The organism is Pseudomonas fluorescens (genome assembly GCF_003732425.1).
Lineage (GTDB): Bacteria > Pseudomonadota > Gammaproteobacteria > Pseudomonadales > Pseudomonadaceae > Aquipseudomonas > Aquipseudomonas fluorescens_BE.
The window spans coordinates 1-26749 of sequence record NZ_MOBX01000014.1; the positions used below are offsets into that span (position 1 = coordinate 1).

The following is a 26749-nucleotide window of genomic DNA, read 5'->3' on the forward strand; positions in this document are numbered from 1 at the left end:
CGAAACCCCAATTGCGAAAGCAGTTGGGGTTTTGTTTTGTCCGCAGGAAAGTTCGTACAGCATTCACGGACGCCGTCCGGCTGTCATACCCTGCCGACAATGCTAAGGTTCTGCCTGGCTTTTGTACTTCTCCAAGGAAACCCTTATGCCGGACGCCCAGTCCCTCAACGCTGCATTCATGGTGGTCCAGAGCAATAGCCTGGACGAACTGCGCAGCCTTGTGATCAGCATCATGCGGCGCTACCCACTGGCCCCCTTGGAAAACGAAATCGCTCTGGTACAGAGCAACGGTATTGCCCAATGGCTCAAATTGGCCTTGGCTGAAGATCCAGAGGACGACGACCTCGGAGGTTGCGGCATCGCGGCAGCGATTGATGTGCAATTGCCGGGCAGTTTCATGTGGAAGCTATACCGCACGGTAATGGGCCGAGATGAAATCCCTCCCAAGTCCCTGCTTGATAAGGCCCCTCTGACCTGGCGCCTCATGCGTCTGCTCCCACAGGTCATTGATCGGCCTCATTTCGAGCCATTGCAACGCTTTCTCACCCACGACACCGACCTGCGCAAACGCTATCAATTATCCGAGCGCTTGGCGGATCTGTTCGACCAATATCAGGTGTACCGGGCCGACTGGCTTGAAGACTGGACCGAAGGTCGGCATCAATTGCGCAGCGTCAGGGGAGAAGTAAAACCGCTGTCCCCGACCAGTTGCTGGCAGGCGGAACTGTGGCGAGCGCTGCTGGATGACGTGGGCGAACAAGGAATGGCGCAGAGTCGTGCCGGCGTTCATCAACGGTTTATCGAGCGCATCAACAACCTCACCGAAGCGCCTGTGGGATTGCCTTCGCGAGTGATTGTTTTCGGGATTTCTTCTCTACCAGCCCAAGTGCTTGAGGCGCTGGCCGGGCTCGCGCGTTTCAGTCAGGTCCTGCTGTGTGTACACAATCCGTGCCGCCACCACTGGGCTGACATTGTCGCCGACAAGGATCTGCTACGGCACCAGTACAAAAGACAATCGCGCAAGACTGGAATGCCAGCAGTGCTGGACCCTGAGGCCCTGCATCAACACGCCCATCCACTCTTGGCTGCATGGGGCAAACAAGGCCGGGACTACATCAACCTGCTCGACAGTTACGACGACCCCAATAGCTATCGGGCGGCTTTCCGCGACGGCCGCATAGACCTGTTCAGCGAAACTCAGCCGCACAATCTGCTCAATCAACTGCAGGACGATATCCTGGAGTTGCGTCCACTCAACGAAACACGTGAACTCTGGCCTGCTGTCGATCTGGCGCAAGACGAGTCGATCCGTTTTCACATTGCCCACAGCGCTCAACGTGAAGTCGAAATACTGCATGACCAACTCCTGGCACGCTTTAGTGCCAACCCGGATCTGCGCCCTCGCGATGTGATCGTGATGGTGCCTGACGTCGATAGCTACGCGCCGCATATCCGCGCAGTGTTTGGTCAGCTTGACCGCCATGATTCGCGGTTCATCCCTTTCACATTGGCAGACCAGGGGCAACGTGGTCGTGATCCACTGCTGATCGCGGTCGAACACCTGCTCAAGCTTCCCGACAGTCGTTTCCCGGTCAGTGAAATTCTCGACCTGCTCGACGTTCCTGCACTCCGCGCGCGCTTTGGTGTAGAGGAGCGCGACCTGTCAACACTTCACCGCTGGATAGAGGGTGCAGGTGTTCGCTGGGGCATGAATGCCGAGCAACGCGCGGGCCTGGGGTTACCTGAGGAGCTTGAGCAAAACAGCTGGCATTTCGGTCTGCGCCGCATGCTTCTGGGCTACGCCGTCGGCAGTGCCAACGCGTGTGAGGGGATTGAGCCCTATGATGAAATCGGCGGACTCGACGCCGCACTGATCGGGCCGTTGGTGGCTCTGCTCGATGCCTTGGAACTCGCCCACCAGCAGCTCACCCAACCCGCTCAACCCAAGGAGTGGGGATGCCGGTTGCAGGCGCTGATGCAATTGTTCTTCAAGGCCAGTAACGAGCATGACGACTACTTGTTGACTCAACTCGAAGAGTTGCGCGAAACCTGGCTGGAAACCTGCGAGGCTGTAGGTCTGGTGGATGAGCTACCACTGACAGTGGTTCGTGAAGCCTGGCTCGCCGGCCTGGACCAGGGCCGGTTGTCTCAGCGCTTTCTGGCCGGTGCGGTGAATTTCTGTACGCTGATGCCCATGCGTGCCATTCCGTTCAAACTGGTCTGTCTGCTGGGGATGAACGACGGCGACTATCCCCGCGCACAGCCACCGCTGGACTTCGACCTCATGGGCAGCGATTACCGTCCGGGAGATCGCTCGCGGCGTGAAGACGATCGTTATCTTTTACTTGAGGCGCTGCTGTCTGCACGTAATCAGCTCTACATCAGTTGGGTTGGCCGCAGCATTCGCGACAACAGTGAGCGACCGGCTTCCGTGTTGATCGGCCAGTTGCGCGATCACCTCGCCAGCGGTTGGCGATTGCTGGATGAAAACCGCGATCTGCTGAGTGCCATGACGCAAGAGCATCCGCTGCAACCGTTCAGTGCACGCTATTTTCATGAGGGCGATCAACTCTTCAGCTATGCCAGCGAATGGCAGATTCTGCATCAACAGCATGAGCCTCAAAGCGAAGCGCAGGTACTCACGCCTTATGTCCAAGAGGAGCCATTGAGCCTGGCATTGCTGCAGGACTTTTTGCGCAATCCGGTTCGGCACTTTTTCACCCAGCGTCTGAAGGTGTATTTCGAGGCGGCCGAAGCACCGCTGGCCGATGAAGAACCCTTCGTGCTGGACGCATTGCAGCGTTACACGCTCAGCGACAGCCTGCTCGAAGCTGCTCTCAGGCAACCGGACAATGTCGAACAGGCGCTGACTGCCCAGGCCCGACGTCTGCAGAACAGCGGCCTGTTGCCAATGGCCGGGTTTGGCGAGTGCCTGCAACGAGAGCTGATCGAACCCCTGCCGGATTTGCTGCAGCGTTATCAACAACTGCTGACACTGTGGCCGACCCCGTTGACCAGTGCGACGCCGGTCAATCTTGAATTGCAGGGCTTGCGACTTGAGGGCTGGCTCGCCGGTTTGCATCAGCGCGCTGACGGTGGCCTGTTGTCGGTCACGACCATTCCGAACAGCATTGGCTCGATCAAAAGCCGTAAATGGCATCGTCTGAGTAAACCTTGGGTCAATCATCTGGTGGCCTGCGCCAGCGGACTTTCCCTGAGCACCGCATTGGTGGCCAGCGATGACACGCTGCTGCTTGATCCGATGGAGCAAGATCGAGCGATACGTTTCCTCGGCGACTTGCTCCTCGCCTGGCAGGCCGGGATGCGCCAGCCACTGCCGATCGCAATAAAAACCGCCTTCGCGTGGCTCTCTCAGGCCGACCCCCTGAAGGCCGAAGCGGCCGCGCGTAAAGCTTACGAAGGTGACGGGCAGACCAGCGAAGGTGAGCGCCGCGAGAGTCCGGCATTGTCACGGCAATTTGCCGACTTCGAGGCATTGCTCGCCGACGAGACATTCTCCGGTTGGTGTGACGCTTTGTATCGTCCGTTGTATGAGGCGCCTTGGCGTTCGCTGTCCATCGAGGGGGCTCGGGCATGAGTACAAAGACACCCCTCGCACTGGCATTCCCGCTACAGGGTAGCCAGTTGATCGAAGCCAGTGCCGGGACCGGTAAAACGTTCACCATTTCTGCTTTGTATTTGCGGCTTATCCTCGGGCATGGTCACGAGGCGAGCGGGTTCGGCCGCGAATTGCTGCCACCTCAGATTCTCGTCGTGACCTTCACCGACGCCGCAACCAAGGAACTGCGTGAGCGCATACGCACGCGTCTGGCTGAGGCTGCTCGATTCTTTCGTGACGAAACGCCTGCGCCCGACGCGCTGATCGCCGAATTGCGTGATCAATTCGACTCCCAACAATGGCCCGGTTGCGCCAACCGCCTCGATGTCGCCGCGCAGTGGATGGACGAGGCCGCCGTTTCGACCATCCACAGTTGGTGTCAGCGCATGCTGCGGGAGCACGCGTTCGACAGTGGCAGCTTGTTTACCCAATCCCTGGAAACCGATCACAGCGACTTGCTCGGCGAAGTGCTGCGCGATTACTGGCGGCTGTTCTGTTACCCGATGCAGGGCGATGCCTTGAATTGGGTTCGCAGCAATTGGGGTGGGCCGGCGGCGTTGTTGCCTCGCGTGCGCGGCCTGTTCGCCAGTGAGCGTGACAGCGACGAGGGCAAGGCGCCCGCGGAATTGATCGATGAGTGCCTGCAAGAACGCCGCGCGGCGTTGATCGAATTGAAAATGCCCTGGCGCCAGTGGGCAGATGAGTTGCTCGCCATCTGCCAACAAGGCGTTGCGAGCAAAGCCGTCGATGGGCGCAAAATGCAGGCGCGTTACTTCGAACCTTGGTTCGAAAAGCTCAAGGCATGGGCCGAAGACGAGACCTTGGAGCAACTGGATATCGGCACCGGTTTCACCCGACTGACTCCCGACGGGATGGCCGAAGCGTGGAAAGACCAGGCTCCAAGTCACCCCGGTCTGGATGCCATGGCGAAGCTCAAGTCGAGCCTCGATGCATTGCCGACTCCCGATGCCGCTGTGCTGCAACATGCCGCCAAATGGGTGGGCGCACGTTTTGAAGAAGAGAAGCGACGTCGCGCCGAGATGGGCTTCGACGACATGTTGTTGCGTCTGGATGCCGCTTTGCAATCCGACGGAGGCGAACGTCTCGCGACGTTGATTCGCGAGCAGTTCCCGGTCGCGCTGATCGATGAGTTCCAGGACACCGATCCGGTGCAGTACCGGATCTTCGAAAGCATCTATCGCATCGAAGACAACAGTCCCGAGACCGGCCTGTTCCTGATCGGCGATCCGAAACAGGCGATCTACGCTTTCCGCGGTGCAGACATCTACACCTACCTGCGCGCGCGTCAGGCGACCACTGGCCGACTGCATACGCTGGGCACCAACTTCCGTTCCAGCCACGGTATGGTCAACGCGGTCAATCATGTATTCGCCCGCGCCGAGTCCCGAGAGCAGGGCCGCGGCGCGTTTTTGTTCCGCGAGAAAAATGGCAAGAATCCGGTGCCATTCCTCCCCGTCGAATCTCAGGGGCGCAAGGAGCAGCTGCAAGTTGCCGGGCAAGCTGTCGCGGCGTTGAATGTCTGGCATTTGTCCGCCGACCAGCCACTGTCGGGTGCGGTCTATCGTCAGCAGTTGGCCGCAGCGTGCGCCAGCGAAATCACCGCGCTGCTCAATGGCGGGCAAAACGCTAGCGCAGGGTTCACTCAGGACGGCAAAGACTTCAGAGGCCTGAGGCCGTCCGACATCGCGATTCTCGTGCGCGACGGCAAAGAGGCCCAGGCCGTGCGCGGTGAGCTCGCCGCCCGTGGCGTGCGCAGCGTTTACCTGTCGGACAAGGATTCGGTATTCGCGGCGCAAGAGGCTCACGACCTGTTGTCCTGGCTCAAGGCCTGTGCCGAGCCGGATGTCGAACGCTCCCTGAAAGCCGCATTGGCCTGTATCACCTTGAACCTGCCATTGGCAGAGCTGGAACGCTTGAACCAGGATGAGCTGGTATGGGAAACCCGGGTCATGCAGTTCCGTGGCTATCGCGAGCTATGGCGCAAGCAAGGTGTGCTGCCGATGTTGCGCCGCCTCCTGCACGACTTCCATCTGCCGCAAACCTTGATGACACGCACGGATGGCGAGCGTGTGCTGACCAACCTTTTGCACCTGTCGGAATTGATGCAGCAAGCCGCTGCGGAACTGGACGGTGAACAAGCGTTGATTCGTCATTTGGCCGAGTTGCTGGCAGTGTCAGGCCAGGCCGGTGAAGAGCAGATTCTGCGTCTGGAGAGTGACGAGCAACTGGTCAAGGTCGTGACCATCCACAAGTCCAAAGGCCTGGAATATCCATTGGTGTTCTTGCCGTTCATTTGTTCGGCAAAACCCGTGGATGGCAGTCGCTTGCCGCTGCATTATCACGACGCCGAGGGCAAGGCTCAGGTGAGCCTGAAGCCAACCGTCGAGCTGATCGAGCAAGCGGATGATGAGCGTCTGGCCGAAGACCTGCGCTTGCTCTATGTTGCTCTGACTCGCGCGCAGCATGCCTGCTGGTTGGGTGTGACGGATCTCAAGCGGGGTAATAACAACAGCTCGGTGCTGCACCTTTCGGCGCTGGGTTATTTGCTCGGCGGTGGCGCATCGCTGAGCGAGTCCAGCGAACTGAAACGCTGGCTGCAAGAGCTGCAACAAGACTGCCCGGCCATCCACACCGATGAAATGCCCCAACCCACCGACGAGCATTACCAGCCGCCGCGCAACGACGCCGTGCTGAGTGCCACGCTGCTGCCCAAGCGCAAGGCCAGCGAAAACTGGTGGATCGCCTCCTACAGCGCTCTGCGCATCAGCGACGTACTGAGTGTCGGCAGCGATGAAGCACCGGACAGCCCGCAAGCGCAAAAGCTGTTTGATGACGAACGCCTCGACCCCGATGCGCCGCGGGAAATCATTACCGGCGGTGCCGATATCCACCGCTTTCCGCGCGGTCCCAATCCGGGAACATTCCTCCACGGGTTGCTGGAATGGGCCGGTGATGATGGTTTTGCCGTTTCCCGCGAGGCGCTGGAAGACGCCATTGCCCGGCGCTGCAACCTGCGCGGCTGGGAAGGCTGGATCACCACCCTGAGTGACTGGTTGCAACATCTGCTCAAATCGCCACTGCCGATTGCAGGCGGGCAGCCGCCTGTGGTCCTCGAACAACTGAAGCAGTATCGGGTCGAGATGGAATTCTGGTTCGCCAGCCATAAAGTCGATGTCGTCAAACTCGACGAACTGGTGCGGCAGCACACACACCGGGGCGTCGCCCGCGTGGCAGCCGAACCGGTGCAACTCAACGGTATGTTCAAAGGCTTCATCGACCTGACCTTTGAACACGACGGGCGTTATTACGTAGCGGACTACAAGTCTAACTGGCTTGGCGTAGATGACCTGGCCTATACCGAGCAGGCCATGGAACAATCGATCCTCGACAACCGCTATGACCTGCAATACGTGTTGTACCTGCTGGCGTTGCATCGCCAGCTCAAGGCGCGGCTGCCTGATTACGATTACGACCGGCATGTCGGTGGTGCGCTTTATCTGTTCCTGCGTGGCACTCGTGCTGACAGTCGCGGTGTGTATTTCGCCCGTCCACCCCGTGAACTGATCGAGCGTCTCGACCGTATGTTTCAAGGAAAACCCGAACCCAAGTCCGAACCCGCCTGGGAACAGGGAGTCCTGCTATGAGCCGCACCTTTGCCGATCTGCTCCCTACGCCGCTGACCAGCGCCGATGACCTGTTGGTATTGCTGACTCGTTGGGTCGAGCGTGGCTGGCTGCGTGCGCTGGACAAAGCATTCGTCGCTTTCCTTCACGAACTTGAGCGCGACACGGATCCGCTGGTGCTGCTCGCTGCCGCATTGACCAGCCATCAACTTGGCCATGGGCATGTCTGTCTTGATCTGTACGAAACCCTGAAAGCTCCCGACTTCGCTCTGTCGCTGCCCCCCGAAGGTGACGAGCAAGGTGGCGTGCTGTTGCTGCCTTCGCAATTGCTCGAGGCGCTCGACGGTGCTCACTGGTGCAAGGTTTTGGCAGGTAGCTCTTTGGTCGCACTGGCGGCGGATACCAGCGATTTCGCACAGCAACGCCCGCTGGTGTTGTCGGGTAAACGTTTGTATCTGCGACGCTACTGGACCTACGAACGGCGTATCGATACGGCGTTGCGCCAGCGCCTGCAGCAGGTCGAGCCGACGCCGGCCGATCTGCCGCAACGCTTGAACGAACTGTTCGGATCAGCCGGAACCGGTGAGGTGATCGACTGGCAGAAACTCGCCTGCGCCCTTGCCACTCGTGGCGCCTTCAGCATCGTCACCGGCGGTCCGGGCACCGGTAAAACCACCACCGTGGTGCGTTTGCTGGCCCTGCTTCAAGCGCCTGCGGTCGCCACCGGTCATCCGCTGCGGATACGTCTGGCGGCGCCAACAGGCAAGGCAGCGGCGCGGTTGACCGAGTCCATCAGCCAACAGGTGCAGTCGCTGAAAGTCAGCGAAGAGGTGCGGGCAAAAATTCCTTGTGATGTCACCACCGTGCATCGCTTGCTGGGCAGCCGTCCGGGCACCCGACACTTCCGTCACCACGCGGGCAATCGCTTGCCACTGGATGTGCTGGTGGTCGACGAAGCCTCGATGATCGACCTGGAAATGATGGCCAATCTGCTCGATGCCCTGCCAGCCCATGCACGTCTGGTATTGCTGGGCGACAAAGACCAATTGGCCTCTGTGGAAGCCGGCGCGGTGCTAGGAGATTTGTGTCGTGACGCGGAGGGTGGCTGGTACAGCCCACAGACCCGACAGTGGCTGGAGTCGGTCAGCGGTGAGTCGTTGCAGGACAGCGGCTTGCATGAGGACATCGGGGGCGCTCACCCGCTGGCCCAGCAGGTGGTGATGCTGCGCCACTCCCGGCGCTTCGGCGAGGGCAGCGGCATCGGTCAGCTCGCACGTCGGGTCAACCAGCAGTTGCCGGACGAAGCGCGTCAGTTGCTTACCGCTGGACACTATGACGATGTGTATTCGTTGCCACTCAAGGGCGAACACGATCACAAGCTCGAGCGTCTGTTGCTGGAGGGGCACGGCGATGGGCCGCAGGGTTACCGCCATTATCTGAGTGTGCTGCGTGATCTGCGTCCTCCCTCGGGCCGGCCACTGGAACATCCGGACTGGGTCATTTGGGCCCGCGAAGTCTTGCAAGCATTCGACACCTTCCAGTTGTTGTGTGCCGTGCGCAAAGGGCCGTGGGGTGTCGAAGGCCTGAATCAGCGCATCACCGCCGCATTGCTCAAAGCACGTCTGATCGAAAATGATCAGCAATGGTACGAAGGTCGTCCGGTCCTGATGACTCGTAACGATTACGGTCTTGGCTTGATGAACGGCGACATCGGAATCGCCCTCAAGCTGCCCGAGCGCGAAGGGCCGGACGCGGGCAAACCGGTATTGCGCGTGGCGTTTCCGCGCAACGACGGTCAGGGCGGTGTGCGCTTCGTATTGCCAAGCCGCCTCAACGACGTTGAAACCGTCTATGCCATGACGGTGCACAAGTCCCAGGGCTCGGAATTTGCCCACACGGCGCTGATTCTTCCCGATGCCTTGAACCCGGTGCTGACCAAAGAATTGATCTACACCGGCATCACCCGGGCCAAGCATTGGTTCACCCTGATTGAATCCCGACCGGGGGTGTTCGAGGAAGCGGTACAGCGCAAGGTCAAACGCCTGAGCGGGCTGATGCTGGAACTGGAAGAGGGGAGCGTGCCTGCGAGGTGAAAACCCCGACGATTGGCGGCGATTACTGACCAACCGGTCAGAGGTCGCTGTCTCGCTGGTGTTTCACTGCTGTGCTATCGTTGCGGCATCATTTCGCTACGATCGAAGAGAATCCCTGCATGAAGGTGTCTGTCTGGGCGACAGAGCGCGTAGTTGTCTGCAAGCACGCGTTGCTTGTTGCTCTGCTCTGGGTGTTGACGGGCGCGGCTATCGCGCAGTCGCAAGCGCCGGCGGGCATGGCCGAACAACGGGCCAAATCTGTCACTCAGGTGGTTCTGGGCATTCTCAGCTACGCGCGCTGGCCGGTGGAACCGGCGCAATTGCGCCTGTGCATCGTCGGCCCCACCGAGTACACCGACGATCTGGTCAAAGGCACCACTCAAGCCACCGGCCGGCCGGTGACCGTACGTCGCCTGCTGGCCGACAACCCGGCCATCGTCAGCGAATGCGATGCGGTTTACATCGGCAAGCTCACCACAGATGAACGCGCTCGCTTGTTCGCTTCGCTGATTGGTCATCCGGTGCTGAGCATCAGCGAAGGTGGCGATGAGTGCACGGTCGGTAGCCTGTTCTGTCTGCGGGTTGGCGATGAGCAAGTGTCTTTTGAAGTCAATCTCGACTCTGTTGCCCGTAGCGGCGTGCGTATTCACCCAAGCGTGCTGCAATTGTCGCGTCGCAAACCGGCGGCGCCATGAAACTGTTCCGAGCGAAAAGCCGCCCAACTCTGGGGTCGGTCATCGGCCGAGGGCATTTGACGGTCGCGCTGGTGGGCGTGGCGATGGCCAGTGTTTCGCTGACATTACTCGGTGTACTGGCGCTCCGGGTTTATGCCGACCACAACCTGCACCTGATCGCCCGCTCGATCAGCTACACCGTGGAAGCCGCGGTGGTGTTCAACGACAAGACGGCCGCCACCGAAGCGCTGGCCCTGATTGCGTCTACCGAAGAAGTCGCGCAAGCCGAGGTGCTGGACAGCCAAGGGCAAGTGCTCGCGCATTGGCAACGCCCGGAAAACGGCTTGTTCTCTGAGCTGCAAATGCAGATCACCCGCGCCGTCCTGGAAAAACCCATCAGCCTGCCGATCGAGCATCAAGACCGTGAAATCGGCCGGGTGCTGCTCATCGGTCATGGCGGCAGCCTGATGCGTTTTCTGCTCAGCGGTCTGGCAGGGATCATCCTCTGTACCGCGATCAGCGCCTGGGTTGCGCTCTACCTGGCGCGGCGCCAGTTACGCGGCATCATCGGTCCCCTGCGCAGCCTCGCGGCCGTGGCCCACGCCGCCCGCAGCGAACGCGCGCTGGACCGCCGCGTACCGCCGGCGCAGATCGCTGAACTCGACAACCTCGGCAATGACTTCAACGCCTTGCTCGACGAACTGGAGTCGTGGCAAACCCACCTGCAAAACGAAAATGAAACCCTGGCCCACCAGGCGACTCACGACAGCCTGACCGGTCTGCCGAACCGTGCCTTTTTCGAAGGGCGATTGATCCGCGCATTGCGCAATGCCGGCAAACACGATGAGCGCGTGGCCGTGTTGTTTCTCGACAGTGACCGCTTCAAAGGCATCAACGACAACTTCGGCCACGCCGCCGGTGATGCGGTGCTGGTGGCCGTGGCCAACCGCGTTCGTGCGCAGTTGCGCGAAGAGGATCTGGTGGCGCGGCTGGGCGGTGACGAGTTCGCCGTTCTGCTCACGCCGCTGCACAAGGTCGAAGACGCTGAGCACATTGCTGACAAAATCCTCGCCAGCATGGACATGCCCATCGCGTTGCCGGGCGACACCAGTGTGGTGACCTCGCTCAGTATCGGCATTGCGGTTTTTCCCGATCATGGTGCCACGCCAGGGGCCTTGCTCGATGCTGCCGATGCGGCGATGTATCAAGCCAAGCGCCTGTCACGCGGCGCCCAATTCACGGCCGGGGCGGAGCACCCGGTCGATATCGTGCAAACCAGGAGCTGACTCTCGTGTCCACACTGACCTTTCGAACTTTCTACGCTGTGCTGTTGATGGCCGTACTGGCCCTGACCGGTTGCCAGACCGCGCCGCAAAAAGGCCTGACCCCGGCGCAAGTCGCGGTCCTCAAACAACAGGGCTTTGAACTGACCGACGAGGGCTGGGAGTTTGGCCTGTCCGGCAAAGTGCTGTTTGGCAGCGACGTCGAAAGCCTGAACACGCAAAGCACTGAGATCGTCGAACGCATTGGCAAGGCATTGCTGAGTGTCGGCATCGAGCGCGTGCGCGTCGATGGTCACACCGACGCATCGGGCAAGGAAACCTACAACCAGCAACTGTCGCTGCGTCGTGCGAAAAGTGTCGCCAACGTCCTGCGCACAGTCGGCATGAAGGACGAGAACATCCAGCTGCAGGGCCTGGGCAGCAAAGAGCCAGTGGCGTCCAACGACACGGCGGCCGGTCGCACGGAAAACCGCCGGGTGTCGATTGTGGTCAGCACCGACTAGTCGGCGAACTGCATTTCGCGGGTCTGCCCCATCAGCAGACCCTGATTGCGCTCAGTCACCTCACGGATGTAATCCCACAGCAGGGTAATCCGCTTGAGCTTGCGCAGGTCCTCGCGGCAGTACATCCAGAACTGCCGGGTGATGTCGATGTCCTCCGGCAACACTGGCAGCAGGCGCGGATCCTGCGCGGCGAGGAAGCACGGCAGAATTGCCAGTGAGCGCCCTTGCTGCGCCGCGACGAACTGCGCAATCACGCTGGTGCTGCGCAGATGGGCGTTGGCACCGGGCAGCACGTTCGCCAGGTACAGCAGCTCCGAGCTGAACGCCAGATCGTCCACATAACTGATGAATTGATGCTTGCTCAAATCGGCCGGGCGGCGGATCGGTGGGTGTTTGTCCAGATAGTCCTGGGTCGCGTAGAGCTGCAAACGGTAGTCGCACAGTTTGCAGCAGACGTACGGCCCATGCTCCGGCCGTTCCAGCGCGATAACGATGTCAGCCTCGCGCTTGGACAGGCTGATGAAGTGCGGCAGCGGCAGGATGTCCACCGAGATTGCCGGGTAGGCGTCGACAAAATGGCTCAGCTGCGGGGTGATGAAAAAACTGCCGAAACCTTCGGTGCAGCCCATGCGCACATGCCCGGAGAGGGCCACGCCAGAGCCGGACACCTGCTCGCAGGCCATGTGCAATGTGCTTTCAATCGACTCGGCATAACCGAGCAAACGCTGGCCTTCGGTGGTCAGCACAAAACCGCTGGTGCGCGACTTTTCGAACAGCAAAGTCCCCAATGCCGCTTCCAGCGAACTGATGCGCCGCGACACGGTTGTGTAGTCGACAGCCAGCCGTTTGGCGGCGGTGCTGGCCTTGCGGGTACGGGCGACTTCGAGGAAAAACTTGAGGTCGTCCCAGTTCAGCGAGCCTAGAGAGGTGATGTTTTTTTGCATGATGGACGGGCTTATATGTGCGTTCTTATTAGAAGTTTGCACATCTATACTCCAAAAACAGTCCGACAACCAATTCGTGACACACGCCTCATCTCAAGGCGAACCCTTCGCCTTGGCTCCTACGATAAAAACAAGTTCTGGAGACCAGCATGAACGCATCGCTTACGCCCAACGACACCACACTGCAAAAGGTCAAACTGTTGATCGACGGCGAATGGGTCGAGTCACAGACCACCGAGTGGCACGACATCGTCAACCCGGCGACCCAGCAAGTGCTGGCCAAAGTCCCGTTTGCCACCGCCGCTGAAGTCGATGCCGCCGTCAGCGCCGCCCAGCGCGCTTTCCAGACCTGGAAACTGACCCCGATCGGCGCGCGCATGCGCATCATGCTCAAGCTGCAAGCGCTGATCCGCGAACACTCCAAACGCATCGCCGTCGTCCTGAGCGCCGAGCAGGGCAAAACCATTGCCGACGCCGAGGGCGACATCTTCCGTGGCCTGGAAGTGGTCGAGCACGCCTGCTCCATCGGAACCCTGCAAATGGGCGAATTCGCCGAGAACGTCGCCGGCGGCGTCGATACCTACACCTTGCGTCAGCCGATCGGCGTGTGCGCCGGCATCACCCCGTTCAACTTCCCGGCGATGATTCCGCTGTGGATGTTCCCGATGGCCATCGCTTGCGGCAACACCTTCGTCTTGAAGCCTTCAGAGCAGGATCCGCTGTCGACCATGCTGTTGGTTGAGTTGGCGATCGAGGCCGGTGTTCCGGCCGGTGTGCTGAACGTGGTTCACGGCGGTAAAGACGTGGTCGATGGCCTGTGCACGCACAAGGACATCAAAGCGGTGTCGTTCGTCGGTTCGACCGCAGTGGGCACTCACGTTTACGACTTGGCTGGTAAACACGGCAAGCGCGTGCAATCGATGATGGGCGCCAAGAACCACGCCGTAGTGCTGCCAGATGCCAATCGTGAGCAAGCGCTGAATGCGCTGGTCGGCGCCGGGTTTGGTGCCGCCGGGCAGCGTTGCATGGCCACCTCGGTGGTGGTGTTGGTCGGTGCGGCGAAACAATGGCTGCCGGACCTGAAAGCGCTGGCGCAGAAACTCACCGTCAACGCCGGTAACGAACCGGGCACCGATGTCGGTCCGGTGATTTCGAAGAAAGCCAAGGCACGCATTCTCGACCTGATCGAAAGCGGCATCAAGGAAGGCGCCAAACTGGAACTGGACGGTCGCGACATCAAGGTACCGGGCTACGAGCAAGGCAACTTTGTCGGCCCGACCCTGTTCTCGGGCGTGACCACCGACATGCAGATTTATACCCAGGAAATCTTCGGCCCGGTGCTGGTGGTGCTGGAAGTCGACACCCTCGATCAGGCGATTGCGCTGGTCAACGCCAATCCGTTCGGCAACGGCACCGGCCTGTTCACCCAGAGCGGTGCGGCGGCGCGTAAATTCCAGACGGAAATCGATGTGGGTCAAGTCGGCATCAACATTCCGATTCCAGTGCCGGTGCCGTTTTTCAGCTTCACCGGTTCGCGCGGTTCGAAACTCGGCGACCTCGGCCCGTATGGCAAACAAGTGGTGCAGTTCTACACGCAGACCAAAACGGTCACGGCGCGCTGGTTCGATGACGACAGCGTCAACGACGGCGTCAACACCACCATCAACCTGCGCTGAGGAATCGACCATGAAAATCGCATTTATCGGTCTGGGCAACATGGGCGCACCGATGGCGCGCAACCTGATCAAGGCCGGCCACTCGCTGAACCTGGTCGACCTGAACAAAACCGTGCTGGCGGAACTTGAGCAACTGGGCGGCAGCATTCGTGCTTCGGCACGTGAAGCAGCAGAAGATGCCGAACTGGTGATCACCATGCTCCCGGCGGCGGTGCATGTGCGCAGCGTCTGGCTCGGTGAGGATGGAGTGTTGGCTGGCATTCGCCAAGGTGTGCCAGCGGTGGATTGCAGCACCATCGATCCACAGACGGCCCGCGATGTTGCCGTCGCTGCGGCGAAACAGGGTGTGGCCATGGCCGATGCGCCGGTGTCCGGTGGTACGGGTGGCGCCACTGCCGGCACGCTGACCTTCATGGTCGGCGCTTCTCCGGAACTGTTCGCCACTCTGCAACCGGTACTGGCGCAGATGGGCCGCAACATCGTCCATTGCGGCGAAGTCGGCACCGGGCAGATCGCCAAGATCTGCAACAACCTGCTGTTGGCGATTTCCATGGTCGGCGTCAGCGAGGCGATGGCACTGGGCGATGCGTTGGGCATCGACACCTCGGTGCTGGCCGGGATCATCAACAGCTCGACCGGGCGTTGCTGGAGTTCGGAGATGTACAACCCGTGGCCGGGTATCGTCGAAACAGCACCGGCCTCGCGCGGTTACACCGGCGGGTTTGGCGCGGAACTGATGCTCAAGGATCTGGGGCTGGCGACCGAAGCGGCACGTCAGGCGCACCAACCGGTGGTACTCGGCGCGGTGGCGCAGCAGTTGTATCAGGCGATGAGCCAGCGCGGCGACGGCGGCAAAGACTTCTCGGCGATCATCAACAGCTATCGCAAACCGCAATAACCGGAGAGCCCGTGAGCCTGGGCTCACTTGAGTTTTTGTGGTGAAGGCGTTTTTTGTGGCGAGGGAGCTTGCTCCCGCTGGCCTGCGCAGCAGACCTAAACCCGGCAAATGCGGTTCCCTCAGAAAACCGCATTTGTTGAAGTTACGTCTGCTTCACAGCCGAGCGGGAGCAAGCTCCCTCGCCACAAGTGATCTTCCGGCTTTTTTGCTTCAGGCAAACACGAAATACTTGCGCACGGTTTCTACCACCTCCCACGTGCCTTTCATCCCTGGCTCTACCACGAAAATATCGCCGGCGCGCAGGTGAATCGGCGACATGCCGTCCGGGGTGATCACGCAGTAGCCTTCCTGGAAATGGCAGTACTCCCACTTCACGTATTCCACGCGCCATTTGCCCGGGGTGCAGATCCACGTGCCCATGATCTTGCTGCCGTCTTCGCTGGTGTAGGCATTGAGGTTGACGGTGTGCGGGTCGCCTTCGAGTTTTTCCCATTTGCAGGCATCGAGTACCGGCAGTGGGTGGGTGTCGCGTAGAACGGTGATAGGGGCGGGCATGATGGCTCCAGACAAATGACGGTTTGAATCGCCACCGTAGCGTCTGAAGGGGCGCGCAAGATGTCTAGGGTCGACCTCCGGATGCCTGTAAGCGATGGTCAACTGTCCTTGCGCTATCGAGATTTGCACCACTGCTGTGCGTATATGACGGAATTAATACTGTCGTGCCCCATAAAAGTTCAATAAATTTTTAGACTAAAACGAGATAACCGTTCGGACACCTATTGCAAAAGAAAATCGTCTGTACTATAACATTCGTACTAAAGGACATTCCCCTCTGATGGAGTTACACCTGAGTCACGGACAGACTTGAATTCGCTTTTTCTCGCACAAACTACTGACTTCGCCAATTTTTGGCGCGAGCGTCAACTTTCGTCTGTCGTTAGTGAAAAACGACAATTGAATGGAACAGTCAGTTAATAAGTTGCGCAGACGCAATGTCATGCGTGCTTCGAGAGAAAAGTTTAAATAAAGCGTTCATTAAAGAATTTGCATTTATTGACTGCGTGCGCGGGATATCCGTGCTCATCAAATCACTTGTGCCCGGCATCATGGAATGAGGCTAGATTGTGGACGACGTAAATGTAATTGAAGTTTCTACGACAGTTGACAGTTGCACTGTGCTTGGCCGACAGGTGTGGGTGCGTGCCGGTACTCGTTTGCAATCTGTCCAGGTGGCTGATGACTGTTTCATTGGTTTTCGCTGTGATGTGCAGTTTGCCGAGATCGGCAAATCCAGCATGTTGGCCACGGGTGTGCAATGCACGGGCACCGCACAGGCCCCGATCAGGATTGCCGAAAATGTCTGGCTGGGTGCCAGGGCTAGCGTGAGTGCGGGTGTCAGCATTGGTGCTGGCGCTGTGATCGCAGCGGGAGCGCTGGTGACCGCAGATGTGCCGGCCGATGCCATCATGGTCGGTCGTCCGGCTCGCTTCATCGGGTTTCGCTCGGTGGTCGAGGATGGTCGTCCGAGTCCTGAGCAGGTCTTGGCGAAGGTCCGTGAAAGAGCCCGTTCGGGCTTGCCTTCGATGCTGGATCGGTCAACGCAATCGGTATCCAGGCTTAAATCGATCAACCCCGACACCGCGACATGGGACATCAGCGACGCAGCCTTGATCGATGCCGAGTTGCGCGGTGGTGCCTCGGCGGAAATCGCCCGCGATTGCATTCTGATTGGCCGCAGCACTCGTCAGGGCGGTATGTCGCAACTCGGTGGCATTGAACTCGGCACGGGTGTTCGACTCAGCGAAGGCGTGGTTATCGAAGCCGCGGGGGGCGTGTCGATCGGTGAGTTCAGCGAGTTGGCGGCGAACGTCACGATTGTTGCTTCAACCCACGATCATTCTTTCCGCTCGCTGCCTTGGGAAGAGGCGCCCGTGCGGATTGGAAGTCGTTGCGTCATTGGTGAGGGCGCGCTCTTGGTTGGTCCACTGAATGTCGGTGACGGTGCAGTTATAAAACCTCACTCAGTGGTTATAAGGGATGTATTGGAAAACACTGTGGTTCATGGCGTTGTTCAACTAATGGAGATTCAAGAATGATTTTATTTGCCCCTAATCCGACGGGTTCAGGTCATAACATGCGCGCGCTTTCCATCGCTCAGGCGATCAAAAAGCAAACTCCTGATATGCCCCTGACCGTGGCACTGGCTTCTTTGCAGCCGACCTTTACGCCGCTGTTCGAACAGTCCGGTGTCGAGGTGGTGGATATCGCCGGTCGTTTGGTTGATTACTCGAAAAAGAGCAACTTGTCGAAAGAGCTGGACTGGGCCAATTATATTGGCGGGTATATCGCCAACACCTTTTTGTCGGGCGAGCGAATTCTCTCTTACCTGGCGTTGATCGCAGAATACAAACCCGCTGTACTGGTTTCCGACTACAACATGGCCGCCTGCCTTGCGGCGATTTTCAGCGGTACACCGCTGGTATTTGTCACCGAGCGCTATGACTTTACCCTGTGCCAGTTGCAAGACCATGACCTGGCGGACGGTGGCTTCGAGGTCAACGCACTGGAAATGGCGCGTGCCCGTACCGCCCTGCACAGCCAGTTCAACTGGATGATCAATCAGAGCCAACTGGTGTTGACCGACAAGCCCTATGTGGCCTCTCTCGATCAAGGCACGCCTGTCGCCGAAGCGCTGAGCAGCGGCAAGGCACACTTTGTCGGGCCGATGATTCGCGACTTCAATGCGCACAGCGGTTTGAACGTCCGTGAGCAACTGAATCTTGGCGATTCGCCGTTCATTGTCGCGTCCATCAGCGGCACCACGATGTTTGCGCAAAACAAGGATGCGTTGCTCGCCGCTTATCTGGACAGCTTCAGAATCCTGCGCGAGCGCAATCCGCAGCTCAAACTGGTGCTGTTGGGTCGTCAGGATATCCAGGCCCAGGAGGGTGTGGTCTGCGTACCTTACTATCCGGACTGGATGGGCCTGTTGCGCGAAGCCGATCTGCTGATTTCGGCACCGGGCTGGATCACCGTCACGGAAATTGCCGCATTGCAGGTGCCGACCCTGTTCGTGCTGTCATCGAAGTCCGAGTACCACGAACTTGAAGCCTTGCGTCGCCTGGAACTGCTCGGCTTCCCGACTCACCTGGGCCACGATCGCGATCGTCTTGTCGAGCTGGTGCAAAGCGAGCTGGAAAAAGATCGCCAGGCGCCGGCGTATTACGCAGCGCACCAACAGGTGGCTGCACCCGACGGCGAAGGCGCGGCTCGCGCAGCACAGCACATCATCCAATTGTGCAATGGCGCTGTTGTGCCGTTGACCGAAAGCAAAGCGGCTTAACCTCAAGGAAGAGGGATTCACCATGGCGCTGCATCCGCAGTTTCTATTTGATCAAGGTCTCAAGGATCTCGAGTTCGGTGGTTTTTTTGCCATCACCGATACCAGCGGGCAAGTCGCGATATCCAGCGACAAACAGTTGCAGGATCAAATCGACGCAACGCTTTATCACGCCGAACACAGCGATGATGCACAACTGCGTTTTGCCCATGCCGGGCTGATGCGTTTGCACGATGCAACGAATGCGGGTTTTCACGAACTCGCTGATCGCTACTGGACGCCCCATGGGTCGGGTCGTTGCCGAACGCTGGCGGTGCAACTCGATGCGCTGGCGGCATTGATTGCCTATCAGCGCCGGGTGCCTGAGGACGCAACGAACCGGGCGGTGGTTGCCGCCCTGCTCGAGCAGGTGGAAGCGCTCTACGCCAGGTCCAGTGTTGCCGGTATGTACAGCAGTGACTGGTCGACGCCACTGGAACTGGCGACGTCGATTGATCTGGATATCAGCGCCACGGCACTGCTGGCGCGTATCGGTCACGAGCCTCTGGGCCTGGGTCTTACCGGCCATTTGCAGGTGCATGCGGAGAATCTGATTGCGCGTGTGGCCGGCAGCGATAGCGAATCCTGTGTCGATGTGGTGTTAAGCCGATGCGCGGTGCGCGCTCAAGTCAGCCTGGTGCTGGCGCGTCTGGCCGCCGTGCGCGACGACAACGCGCTGTCGAATCTGGCCCGCTCGTTCTTGTTGCAGACCCTGGCTCTGTTCCGCGATCCGGCCTACGGCGGCTATTGGGATCGGGTCGGCATCAACGGCAAGGTGCGCTGCGACTGGCACACCTCTTACAAGCATCACCAATCGCCATTCCCGATCAAGACGGCGTATGACGCGGCGTTGCTGTTACAGGCAATCCAGGCGCTGCCGACGAGCGCAAGCGCCAGTGATCAGGCGTCCGTGACGGCGGCGTTGCTGGAGTTTCACGACACCTGCAACGGCGGGCTGTTCATGGGGAAAGGCTATTTCTGGTCGACGCCCGATGACCCGACGGTACCGTTCATTCGTCAGTTCTGGGCACCGCCGCGTCAGCCGGGGATCTTCAGCATCGGCAATCTGACGTACTTGCCGCTGCACTTGAAGAGTCTGAAAACCCAACTTGCTGCCGCACACGCCTTGCAGTTCGTTGCGCCAGTAACCGCTACGCCGCCGCATGACGGTGCCGAGCGGGTGAACCGCGAGTTGGAGGTGATTGATGGCGGGGGCGACGTGCAGGACATTCATCCGCGCGGCGTGCCGGCTATCAATGTCGACCTGCAACGCTATCTGGGGTGGCTGGCCAAGGCCCGTGCATCGAATCAGACCCCTTACGGGCTGACTGCCGAAACCACGCCGCTGGGCTTTCGCGCCGACAAGACCTGGCAGGTGTTTTCCGGCCTGCATGTGATCTCCGATCTGCATGCCCTGGGCCTGCAGATCGAGAACAAGGCGAACCTGATTGATTGCATCCTGGCCGCGCAAAATATCGATGGCGGGTTTGCCGAACAACCGGGGCACCTGAGCGATGTATTCGCCACGTACTGTGCGGTGTTGTCGCTGCGCGTGCTGGGCGCTTTGCCTGGCGATGTCGACGCTTGTGTGCGCTACCTGCAAGCGTGTCAGAACGCCGATGGCGGGTTCGGCGACGTGGCAGGTTTCGGCTCCGATATCTGGCACACCAACCTCGCCGTCCTGTCGTTGCACGCGCTGAACGCCAAGGCCCCGGATGAGCAAGGCGTGATGGCGTTTGCCTTGCGTTGCCGTTCGGCCGAAGGCGGATTCGGCAACAAGCCGGGTTATCCGCCGGACGCGTTTTCGGTGTACCGCGTGGTGTCCACGCTGTTCATTCTCAACCGGCGCATCGTCGACGCACGGCAGACTGTGGAGTGGTTGCAGAGCCTGCAACTGGCAAACGGTTCGTTCCACTATCGGCCGGGCAAAGCGGTCAGTCTGGTCGGCACGTACATGGCGATCGCGGCGATGTACTTGCTCGACGCTCAGCCGGCCTACTTGCAAGCGTCGAAGGACTGGATCGCGTCCCACCAAAAACAGGATGGTGGTTTCGGCCCGCTCAACTCGACCTCGGCCACCACCGACGAAAGCTTCGTCTGCATTCAGACGCTGCTGATTCTCGAGCAAGGGCTGTCGCAATACTGGGTGGCATTGCTGAACTGATCCGCCGTTGCAGGCGGGCAGCATCGCAGGACCGTGAATCATCATTTTGCCAGGGGAGGCGCTGATGAACATTTTAGTGACAGGGGGAGCGGGCTTTATCGGCTCGGCAGTGGTGCGGTTTCTGATCAACGAGACCGACTGCGAAGTGATCAATGTCGACAAGTTGACCTACGCCGGCAATCTGGAGTCGCTGGCTGATGTGGCGGACTCGCCGCGTTATCGGTTCTGTCAGGTGGATATTTGCGACAAGCCGGCGCTGGACGAAATCTTCGCGCGTCTGCAGCCGGATGCCGTGATGCATCTGGCGGCCGAATCCCATGTGGATCGCTCGATCGACGGCCCTCAGGCCTTCATCGAAACCAACATTGTTGGCACCTACACCTTGCTTGAAGCGGCGCGTGGTTATTGGAATCGCCTGGACGCTGAGTGTCAGCAGGCGTTCCGCTTCCATCATATTTCTACTGACGAAGTTTACGGTGACCTGGAGCCTGAGGATCCGGCGTTCACCGAAACGACTGCCTATGCGCCCAGTTCGCCGTATTCGGCGACCAAGGCCGGTTCCGATCATCTTGTGCGGGCCTGGCACCGCACCTTTGGCCTGCCGGTGGTGATGAGCAATTGCTCGAACAATTACGGGCCGTATCACTTCCCGGAAAAACTCATTCCGCACGTGATTCTCAACGCGTTGCAAGGCAAACCGCTGCCGGTGTACGGCGACGGCGCGCAGATTCGCGACTGGCTGTTTGTCGAAGATCATGCCCGGGCGCTGTATGCGGTGGTCAGTCGCGGTGAGGTCGGACAGACCTACAACATCGGTGGCCACAACGAGAAGACCAACCTTGAGGTGGTGCACACCCTGTGCGATCTGCTGGAGTCGCGGGGTGCGCAGAAGCCGGTCGGCGTCGAGCATTTCCGCGACCTGATCACCTTCGTCAAGGATCGCCCGGGCCACGACAAGCGCTATGCCGTGGATGCCACGAAGATTCATGCACAGCTGGGCTGGACGCCGCAGGAAACGTTCGAAAGCGGCATGAAAAAAACCGTCGACTGGTACCTCGACAATCGCGCTTGGTGGATGCGCGTGATGTCCGGTGCCTATGCCCTGGAGCGTCTGGGCGATCACCTGCAAGCGGCCCGCGTGGCCTGAAATCAACCCCCGTTCAACGACGCCTGTCGGCGTCAGTCATCTATTGCTTAGAAGGAAACAGGCATGGCCAAGTACAAGGGAATTCTGTTGGCGGGCGGCGCTGGCTCGCGGTTGCATCCCATCACGCTGGGCGTCTCCAAACAGTCGCTGCCGGTGTATGACAAACCGATGATCTACTACCCGCTTTCAGTGCTGATGCTGGCCGAGATTCGCGAGATTCTGATCATCTCCACCCCGGAAGATCTGCCGGGCTTTCAGCGCATGCTCGGTGACGGCAGCCAATTGGGCCTGAGTCTGAGTTATGCCGTGCAACCCAGCCCGGACGGTCTGGCCCAGGCGTTCATCATCGGTCGCGAATTCGTCGGTGACGACAATGTCTGTCTCGTTCTCGGGGACAACATTTTCTACGGTGCCGGTTTTGGCGAAACGCTGTTGCAGGCCGCCGCCCGCGATGAGGGAGCCACCGTTTTCGGCTACTACGTGGCCGACCCCGAGCGCTTCGGTGTGGTGGAGTTCGACGCCAGCGGCAAAGCCCTGAGCATCTGCGAAAAGCCGAGCGAGCCGAAGTCCAACTTCGCCGTCACCGGCCTGTACTTCTACGACAACGAAGTGCTGCGCATTGCCGCCGATATCAAGCCGTCGCCGCGCGGCGAGCTGGAGATTACCGATGTCAACAATGTCTACCTGCAACGCGGGCAATTGAATGTCTCGGTGATGGGGCGGGGCATGGCCTGGCTGGACACGGGAACCCACGACGCGTTGATGGAGGCCGGCAATTTCGTACAGGCCATCGAGAAGCGTCAGGGCCTGAAAATCGCCTGCCTCGAAGAGATTGCCTACAAGAAAGGCTGGATCGATGACGCGCAGTTGCTGGCGCTCGCGGGCCGCATGAGCAAGACCGGCTACGGTCAGTATCTGGCGCGCCTGATCAACGACGATGTGCTGACGGTGATGGACGCTCAGCGTTCGCTCAAGGGCGCGGCTTGAGTGCATCTGCACGTCATGGGCAGCGAGCTTGCAGACCTTCGAAAGCAAGCTCGCATTCACCGGTGTCAGTGGCCGGTTACGCTGTCAGATTGTGGGACTCTGGCGTCCGGGCGCGAGTCGGCGGGTGGCGTTTGCAAGGATTGCAGACGTGCCAGCCGATTGGCGTGGGTCGGTGCTTCGGCGGCCAGAGGCGAGCGCCGCTTGCGGGTTTCCTCGCGCAATACCGGCAGCACTTCTTTGCCGAACATATCGAGTTGCTCCAGCACCGTTTTCAGTGGAATGCCGCCATGGTCGAACAGGAAAAGCTGGCGCTGGTAGTCGCCGAAGTACTCGCGAAAGGTCAGCGTCTTGTCGATGATTTCCTGTGGGCTGCCTACCGCCAGCGGGGTCATTTCCATGAACTCTTCCAGAGAAGGCCCGTGGCCATACACCGGGGCGTTGTCGAAGTAGGGACGGAATTCGCGGCGCGCATCCTGAGAGTTACGGCGCATGAAAATGTGTCCGCCGAGACCGACGATGGCTTGTTCCGGAGTGCCGTGGCCGTAATGAGCAAAACGCGCGCGGTAGAATTTGACCAGTTCCATGAAATGCTCACGCGGCCAAAGAATATGGCTGGCGAAAAAGCCGTCGCCGTAATAGGCCGCTTGTTCGGCGATTTCCGGGGTGCGGATCGAGCCATGCCAGACGAAGGGCGGCAGGTCATCCAGTGGGCGCGGGATGGACGTGAAGTTTTTCAGTGGTGTGCGAAAGCGCCCGCTCCAGTTGAGATCTTCTTCGCGCCAGAGCCGGTGCAGCAGGCGGTAGTTCTCCATTGCCAGCGGCAGTCCGTCGGTGATGCTTTTGCCGAACCAAGGATAGACCGGTGCGGTGTTTCCGCGGCCGAGCATCAAGTCCATGCGCCCGCCGCAGAGGTTTTGCAGCAGCGAATACTCTTCGGCCAGGCGCACTGGATCGTTGGTGCTGATGAGGGTCGTGGACGTCGAAAGAATGATCCGTCGGGTTTTCGCTGCGATATAGGCCAGCAGTGTCGTGGGGGAGGAGGTGATGAACGGGGGATTGTGATGCTCGCCGGTGGCGAACACATCCAGCCCGATGTCTTCGGCTTTCTGCGCAATCTGCAGGGTCGCCTGGATGCGTTCCGATTCGCTGGGGGTACGGGCGTTGGTAGGGTCTTGTGTGACGTCGCCAACGGTGTAGATCCCGAATTGCATAAAGCCTCCTTGCCTTGGGTAAAGGTGTGTTTGAAACCCTGCCGCGAAGGTTAAATCTTCGAGGTACTTGAAATGTACGCCTGTACACGTACAATCGCAATTGTGATCATCGCTCGAATGGATTTCGAAGACCTCATCAAGACGGGAGCGCGACATGGAACTGGGATTTATCGGGGTGGGCACGATGGGGGCACCGATGGTGCTGAACCTGCTGAAGGCCGGACATCGGGTGCGCGTCTGGAACCGCTCGGCGGCACCGTTGCAGGCGTTGGTCAATGCCGGTGCCGAAGCGGTCGATACGCCGGCACTCGCAGCCAGCGCCGAGGTGCTGATTTCGATGCTGGGTGACGATGCGGCGATTCGTGCTGTGTTTCTGGACGCCGGGGCCATGGACGGCCTGGCGCCTGGCAGCGTTCACGTCAACATGTCTACGGTGTCCGTCGCCCTGGCCCGGGAAATGGCTGCCCTGCACAAGGCGCGCGGTGTGGGTTATGTGTCGGCGCCGGTGCTGGGGCGGGTTGATGTCGCGGCGGCAGGCAACCTGAATATCCTCGCTTCCGGGGCTGCCGAAGCGCTGGCGCGCGTCCAGCCACTGTTCGACGTGCTGGGACGCAAGACCTGGCCATTCGGTGAGGACGCGGAGCGCGCCTGCGTGGCCAAGCTGTCGGCCAACCTGATGATCGCGGCGGCGATTGAGTCCACCGCCGAGGCATCTACGCTGGCCAACGGTTACGGGATCAGCCGCGCGGATTTCATCGAGATGATCACCTCGACGCTGTTCGCGGTTCCGGTCTATCAGGGCTACGGAAAACTGATGGTCGACCGACATTTCGAACCTGCCGGGTTCAAGCTGTCGCTGGGGCTCAAGGATGTTCGTCTGGCGCTGGAGGCCGGCGAAGCGGCGCGGGTGCCACTGCCGTTTGCCAGTGTGCTGAAGGACAATTTGCTCGATGGCATGGCCCATGGTCAGGCGGACCAGGATTGGGCCTCGCTCTCGGAGGTCAGTGACCGGCGCGCCGGTCAAAATTAAATGGATTGGCAGGCCGTAACTTCCCTAGAAGTTCGGAGGTCGTCTGGCGTTTTCAGTTTTGTCGGACAATGGGTTTACTTTTATTGAAAAATAAAAGAAGTCTGATAATAACGCTTGTCAATGTACGACTGTAGACGTACATTTTTGCCGGGGTTTAACAACAATAAAAGTTCTGACTGTTTTTTCATCTGCTGACCCTTTAATAAATAATAGCAAGGAGCCGTTATGAAGAATCTAATGCAATGGAACAGCCTTCCCACCGAATCCAGTGAATGGCTTGAGAAAGTGCGCGCACTGAACCCGTTGATTGTTCAGCACAGAGATTACAGCGAGCAGACAAACGCGACTCACAAGGATGTGATGGCTCGGTTTTTCAAGGATGGATTTGGCCGTACTTCGGTGTCCAAGGCGTTCGGTGGATCGCAGGTCGACATCCAGACCACGTCCGCGCTGTTGCTGGAATTTGCCCGTCACGATGCGTCGCTGTCATGGCAACTGGCGGTACAAGTGGCTATGGGCCGACTCTCCGACTACTTGCCGGAAAGCACTTCTGAAGCGATCTACAACCACTGCGACGGTTTTGTGATCGGCGCGATTCACTCCGGTGGCGAAGCGCTGCCAATGGGTGACGATTACCTGCTCAGCGGCCGTTGGGCGTTTGCCAGCGGTTCGGCGCATGCCGACTGGCTGGTCTGCACCGCGACCGTCAAAGGCACGGAAAACAACACCACGCCTGAAGTGCGGATGTTCTTTGTGCCCGCCAGCCAATGCAAAATCCTGCCGACCTGGGACACCCTTGGCATGCGTGGCACTGGCAGTCATCACTTCGAATGCTCGCAGGTGCTGGTCAACAAGGCCTTCTCCCTGAATACCGAAACCCTGAAGCAATCTCCTGAAGCGCGCAGCTCTCGTGCCTACGCCACCGGTTACTATGAGTTCGGTACGCTGGCGGCAATGTCCACCGTGCTGGGCGTGGCCCGGGCAGCAGTCGATCACTTTCGCAACGATCGCGCCGTCAATGCCGACCCAGGTCTTGAGGGCGTGATTTTCGAGAAAACCGGTCGGGCAATCTCTTCGGTGCACACCGCCCAGCTGCTGCTCGAAGATGCGATACACCAAGTGATCAATCGCGGTGAAACCATCGGTGAACCCGTCAGCGCCCGAGTGGGGCTAGCGGCCTCGGTACTCACCGAAAACTCGGTGAACGCGGTCAATCAGATCTTTTCGATGGCTGGCTCCAAAGCCGTTTACAAGTCGCACTTTCTGGAGCGTTGCTTCCGCGATATTCATACCGGTTCAAAGCACTTCACTTTGTCGCCTTTGAACTTGCATGGTATCGGTAAATATTATCTGGATAAGACCAACGCGCTGGCGGCGGCCTGACCGTTAATTAATAAATCAGGCGCGTTAAACGTGAATTGCCACAGGGATATTTGACGCGCCTGTTTTATGTAACACCCTTTATTTCTTAATAACTGAACTTTTGTGCTCGCAATA

18 protein-coding genes are annotated in these 26749 nt (G+C 59.4%); 15 read left to right on the plus strand and 3 right to left on the minus strand.

The window, feature by feature from the left end; all coding sequences use genetic code 11:
• Positions 1-145: 145 nt before the first annotated feature.
• The 6 genes from recC (at position 146) to yfiB (ending at position 11816) form a co-directional block, all read left to right on the plus strand.
• Positions 146-3598: an exodeoxyribonuclease V subunit gamma gene (recC, locus tag BK670_RS17090; RefSeq protein WP_123451416.1), complete on the plus strand. Its 3453-nt coding sequence runs from the start codon at positions 146-148 to the stop codon at positions 3596-3598.
• Positions 3595-7284, plus strand: a complete 3690-nt coding sequence (gene recB / locus BK670_RS17095) for an exodeoxyribonuclease V subunit beta (protein WP_123451418.1) — start codon at positions 3595-3597, stop codon at positions 7282-7284. Before recC ends, recB begins: the two co-directional genes overlap by 4 nt.
• Complete coding sequence (gene recD / locus BK670_RS17100; protein WP_123451420.1) at positions 7281-9356, plus strand: exodeoxyribonuclease V subunit alpha; 2076 nt, start codon at positions 7281-7283, stop codon at positions 9354-9356. Before recB ends, recD begins: the two co-directional genes overlap by 4 nt.
• Before the next feature lie 119 nt (positions 9357-9475).
• Entirely contained in the window at positions 9476-10051 is a 576-nt protein-coding gene (yfiR, locus tag BK670_RS17105; RefSeq protein WP_123451421.1) for a regulatory sequestration protein YfiR, read from the plus strand.
• Positions 10048-11316 carry a diguanylate cyclase DgcN/YfiN gene (dgcN, locus tag BK670_RS17110; protein WP_123451423.1) on the plus strand — a complete coding sequence of 423 codons (1269 nt, stop codon included), beginning with the start codon at positions 10048-10050 and terminating at the stop codon, positions 11314-11316. The genes yfiR and dgcN overlap by 4 nt, the downstream gene beginning before the upstream one ends.
• 5 nt (positions 11317-11321) lie before the next feature.
• Positions 11322-11816, plus strand: a complete 495-nt coding sequence (yfiB, locus tag BK670_RS17115) for an outer membrane lipoprotein YfiB (protein WP_473086926.1) — start codon at positions 11322-11324, stop codon at positions 11814-11816.
• Here the strand turns inward: yfiB and BK670_RS17120 are convergent.
• Positions 11813-12760: a LysR family transcriptional regulator gene (locus BK670_RS17120; protein WP_100846329.1), complete on the minus strand. Its 948-nt coding sequence runs from the start codon at positions 12758-12760 to the stop codon at positions 11813-11815. The genes yfiB and BK670_RS17120 overlap by 4 nt on opposite strands.
• Positions 12761-12909: 149 nt before the next feature.
• Here BK670_RS17120 and BK670_RS17125 point away from each other — a divergent pair, with 149 nt between their 5' ends.
• Positions 12910-14436: a CoA-acylating methylmalonate-semialdehyde dehydrogenase gene (locus BK670_RS17125; RefSeq protein WP_123451425.1), complete on the plus strand. Its 1527-nt coding sequence runs from the start codon at positions 12910-12912 to the stop codon at positions 14434-14436.
• A gap of 10 nt (positions 14437-14446) precedes the next feature.
• Complete coding sequence (gene mmsB / locus BK670_RS17130) at positions 14447-15334, plus strand: 3-hydroxyisobutyrate dehydrogenase (protein ID WP_123451427.1); 888 nt, start codon at positions 14447-14449, stop codon at positions 15332-15334.
• Positions 15335-15544: 210 nt separating this feature from the next.
• Here the strand turns inward: mmsB and BK670_RS17140 are convergent, their stop codons facing one another.
• A complete protein-coding gene (locus tag BK670_RS17140; RefSeq protein WP_123451429.1) occupies positions 15545-15889 on the minus strand; it encodes a cupin domain-containing protein in 345 nt (114 codons plus the stop codon).
• Between the two features lie 569 nt (positions 15890-16458).
• Here BK670_RS17140 and BK670_RS17145 point away from each other — a divergent pair.
• The 5 genes from BK670_RS17145 (at position 16459) to rfbA (ending at position 23011) form a co-directional block, all read left to right on the plus strand.
• Positions 16459-17430 carry an acyltransferase gene (locus tag BK670_RS17145; protein ID WP_123451432.1) on the plus strand — a complete coding sequence of 324 codons (972 nt, stop codon included), beginning with the start codon at positions 16459-16461 and terminating at the stop codon, positions 17428-17430.
• 38 nt (positions 17431-17468) lie between these two features.
• A complete protein-coding gene (locus BK670_RS17150) occupies positions 17469-18677 on the plus strand; it encodes a glycosyltransferase family 28 protein (protein ID WP_259697574.1) in 1209 nt (402 codons plus the stop codon).
• Positions 18678-18699: 22 nt separating this feature from the next.
• Complete coding sequence (locus BK670_RS17155) at positions 18700-20877, plus strand: prenyltransferase/squalene oxidase repeat-containing protein (RefSeq protein WP_123451436.1); 2178 nt, start codon at positions 18700-18702, stop codon at positions 20875-20877.
• A gap of 64 nt (positions 20878-20941) precedes the next feature.
• Complete coding sequence (rfbB, locus tag BK670_RS17160; RefSeq protein ID WP_123451438.1) at positions 20942-22024, plus strand: dTDP-glucose 4,6-dehydratase; 1083 nt, start codon at positions 20942-20944, stop codon at positions 22022-22024.
• Positions 22025-22087: 63 nt separating this feature from the next.
• The gene (rfbA, locus tag BK670_RS17165; RefSeq protein WP_123451440.1) at positions 22088-23011 is read left to right on the plus strand and encodes a glucose-1-phosphate thymidylyltransferase RfbA; all 924 of its coding nucleotides are present in this window, start codon (positions 22088-22090) and stop codon (positions 23009-23011) included.
• A 65-nt stretch (positions 23012-23076) separates the two neighbouring features.
• On the opposite strand, the gene BK670_RS17170 is transcribed toward rfbA, so the two are convergent.
• Positions 23077-24222: an LLM class flavin-dependent oxidoreductase gene (locus BK670_RS17170; protein ID WP_123451442.1), complete on the minus strand. Its 1146-nt coding sequence runs from the start codon at positions 24220-24222 to the stop codon at positions 23077-23079.
• A gap of 154 nt (positions 24223-24376) precedes the next feature.
• Between BK670_RS17170 and BK670_RS17175 the strand changes: the two genes are divergently transcribed.
• Both BK670_RS17175 and BK670_RS17180 read left to right on the plus strand, forming a co-directional pair.
• Positions 24377-25252 carry an NAD(P)-dependent oxidoreductase gene (locus BK670_RS17175; protein ID WP_123451444.1) on the plus strand — a complete coding sequence of 292 codons (876 nt, stop codon included), beginning with the start codon at positions 24377-24379 and terminating at the stop codon, positions 25250-25252.
• A 225-nt stretch (positions 25253-25477) separates the two neighbouring features.
• Positions 25478-26635 carry an acyl-CoA dehydrogenase family protein gene (locus tag BK670_RS17180; protein WP_123451446.1) on the plus strand — a complete coding sequence of 386 codons (1158 nt, stop codon included), beginning with the start codon at positions 25478-25480 and terminating at the stop codon, positions 26633-26635.
• Positions 26636-26749 lie beyond the last annotated feature (114 nt).

Coding starts and splice junctions, on each gene's coding strand:
- recC (WP_123451416.1), top strand. CDS start 146: ATGCCGGACGCCCAGTCCCTCAACGCTGCATTCATGGTGGTCCAGAGC.
- recB (WP_123451418.1), top strand. CDS start 3,595: ATGAGTACAAAGACACCCCTCGCACTGGCATTCCCGCTACAGGGTAGC.
- recD (WP_123451420.1), top strand. CDS start 7,281: ATGAGCCGCACCTTTGCCGATCTGCTCCCTACGCCGCTGACCAGCGCC.
- yfiR (WP_123451421.1), top strand. CDS start 9,476: ATGAAGGTGTCTGTCTGGGCGACAGAGCGCGTAGTTGTCTGCAAGCAC.
- dgcN (WP_123451423.1), top strand. CDS start 10,048: ATGAAACTGTTCCGAGCGAAAAGCCGCCCAACTCTGGGGTCGGTCATC.
- BK670_RS17120 (WP_100846329.1), bottom strand. CDS start 12,760: ATGCAAAAAAACATCACCTCTCTAGGCTCGCTGAACTGGGACGACCTC.
- BK670_RS17125 (WP_123451425.1), top strand. CDS start 12,910: ATGAACGCATCGCTTACGCCCAACGACACCACACTGCAAAAGGTCAAA.
- mmsB (WP_123451427.1), top strand. CDS start 14,447: ATGAAAATCGCATTTATCGGTCTGGGCAACATGGGCGCACCGATGGCG.
- BK670_RS17140 (WP_123451429.1), bottom strand. CDS start 15,889: ATGCCCGCCCCTATCACCGTTCTACGCGACACCCACCCACTGCCGGTA.
- BK670_RS17150 (WP_259697574.1), top strand. CDS start 17,469: ATGCGCGCGCTTTCCATCGCTCAGGCGATCAAAAAGCAAACTCCTGAT.
- BK670_RS17155 (WP_123451436.1), top strand. CDS start 18,700: ATGGCGCTGCATCCGCAGTTTCTATTTGATCAAGGTCTCAAGGATCTC.
- rfbB (WP_123451438.1), top strand. CDS start 20,942: ATGAACATTTTAGTGACAGGGGGAGCGGGCTTTATCGGCTCGGCAGTG.
- rfbA (WP_123451440.1), top strand. CDS start 22,088: ATGGCCAAGTACAAGGGAATTCTGTTGGCGGGCGGCGCTGGCTCGCGG.
- BK670_RS17170 (WP_123451442.1), bottom strand. CDS start 24,222: ATGCAATTCGGGATCTACACCGTTGGCGACGTCACACAAGACCCTACC.
- BK670_RS17175 (WP_123451444.1), top strand. CDS start 24,377: ATGGAACTGGGATTTATCGGGGTGGGCACGATGGGGGCACCGATGGTG.
- BK670_RS17180 (WP_123451446.1), top strand. CDS start 25,478: ATGAAGAATCTAATGCAATGGAACAGCCTTCCCACCGAATCCAGTGAA.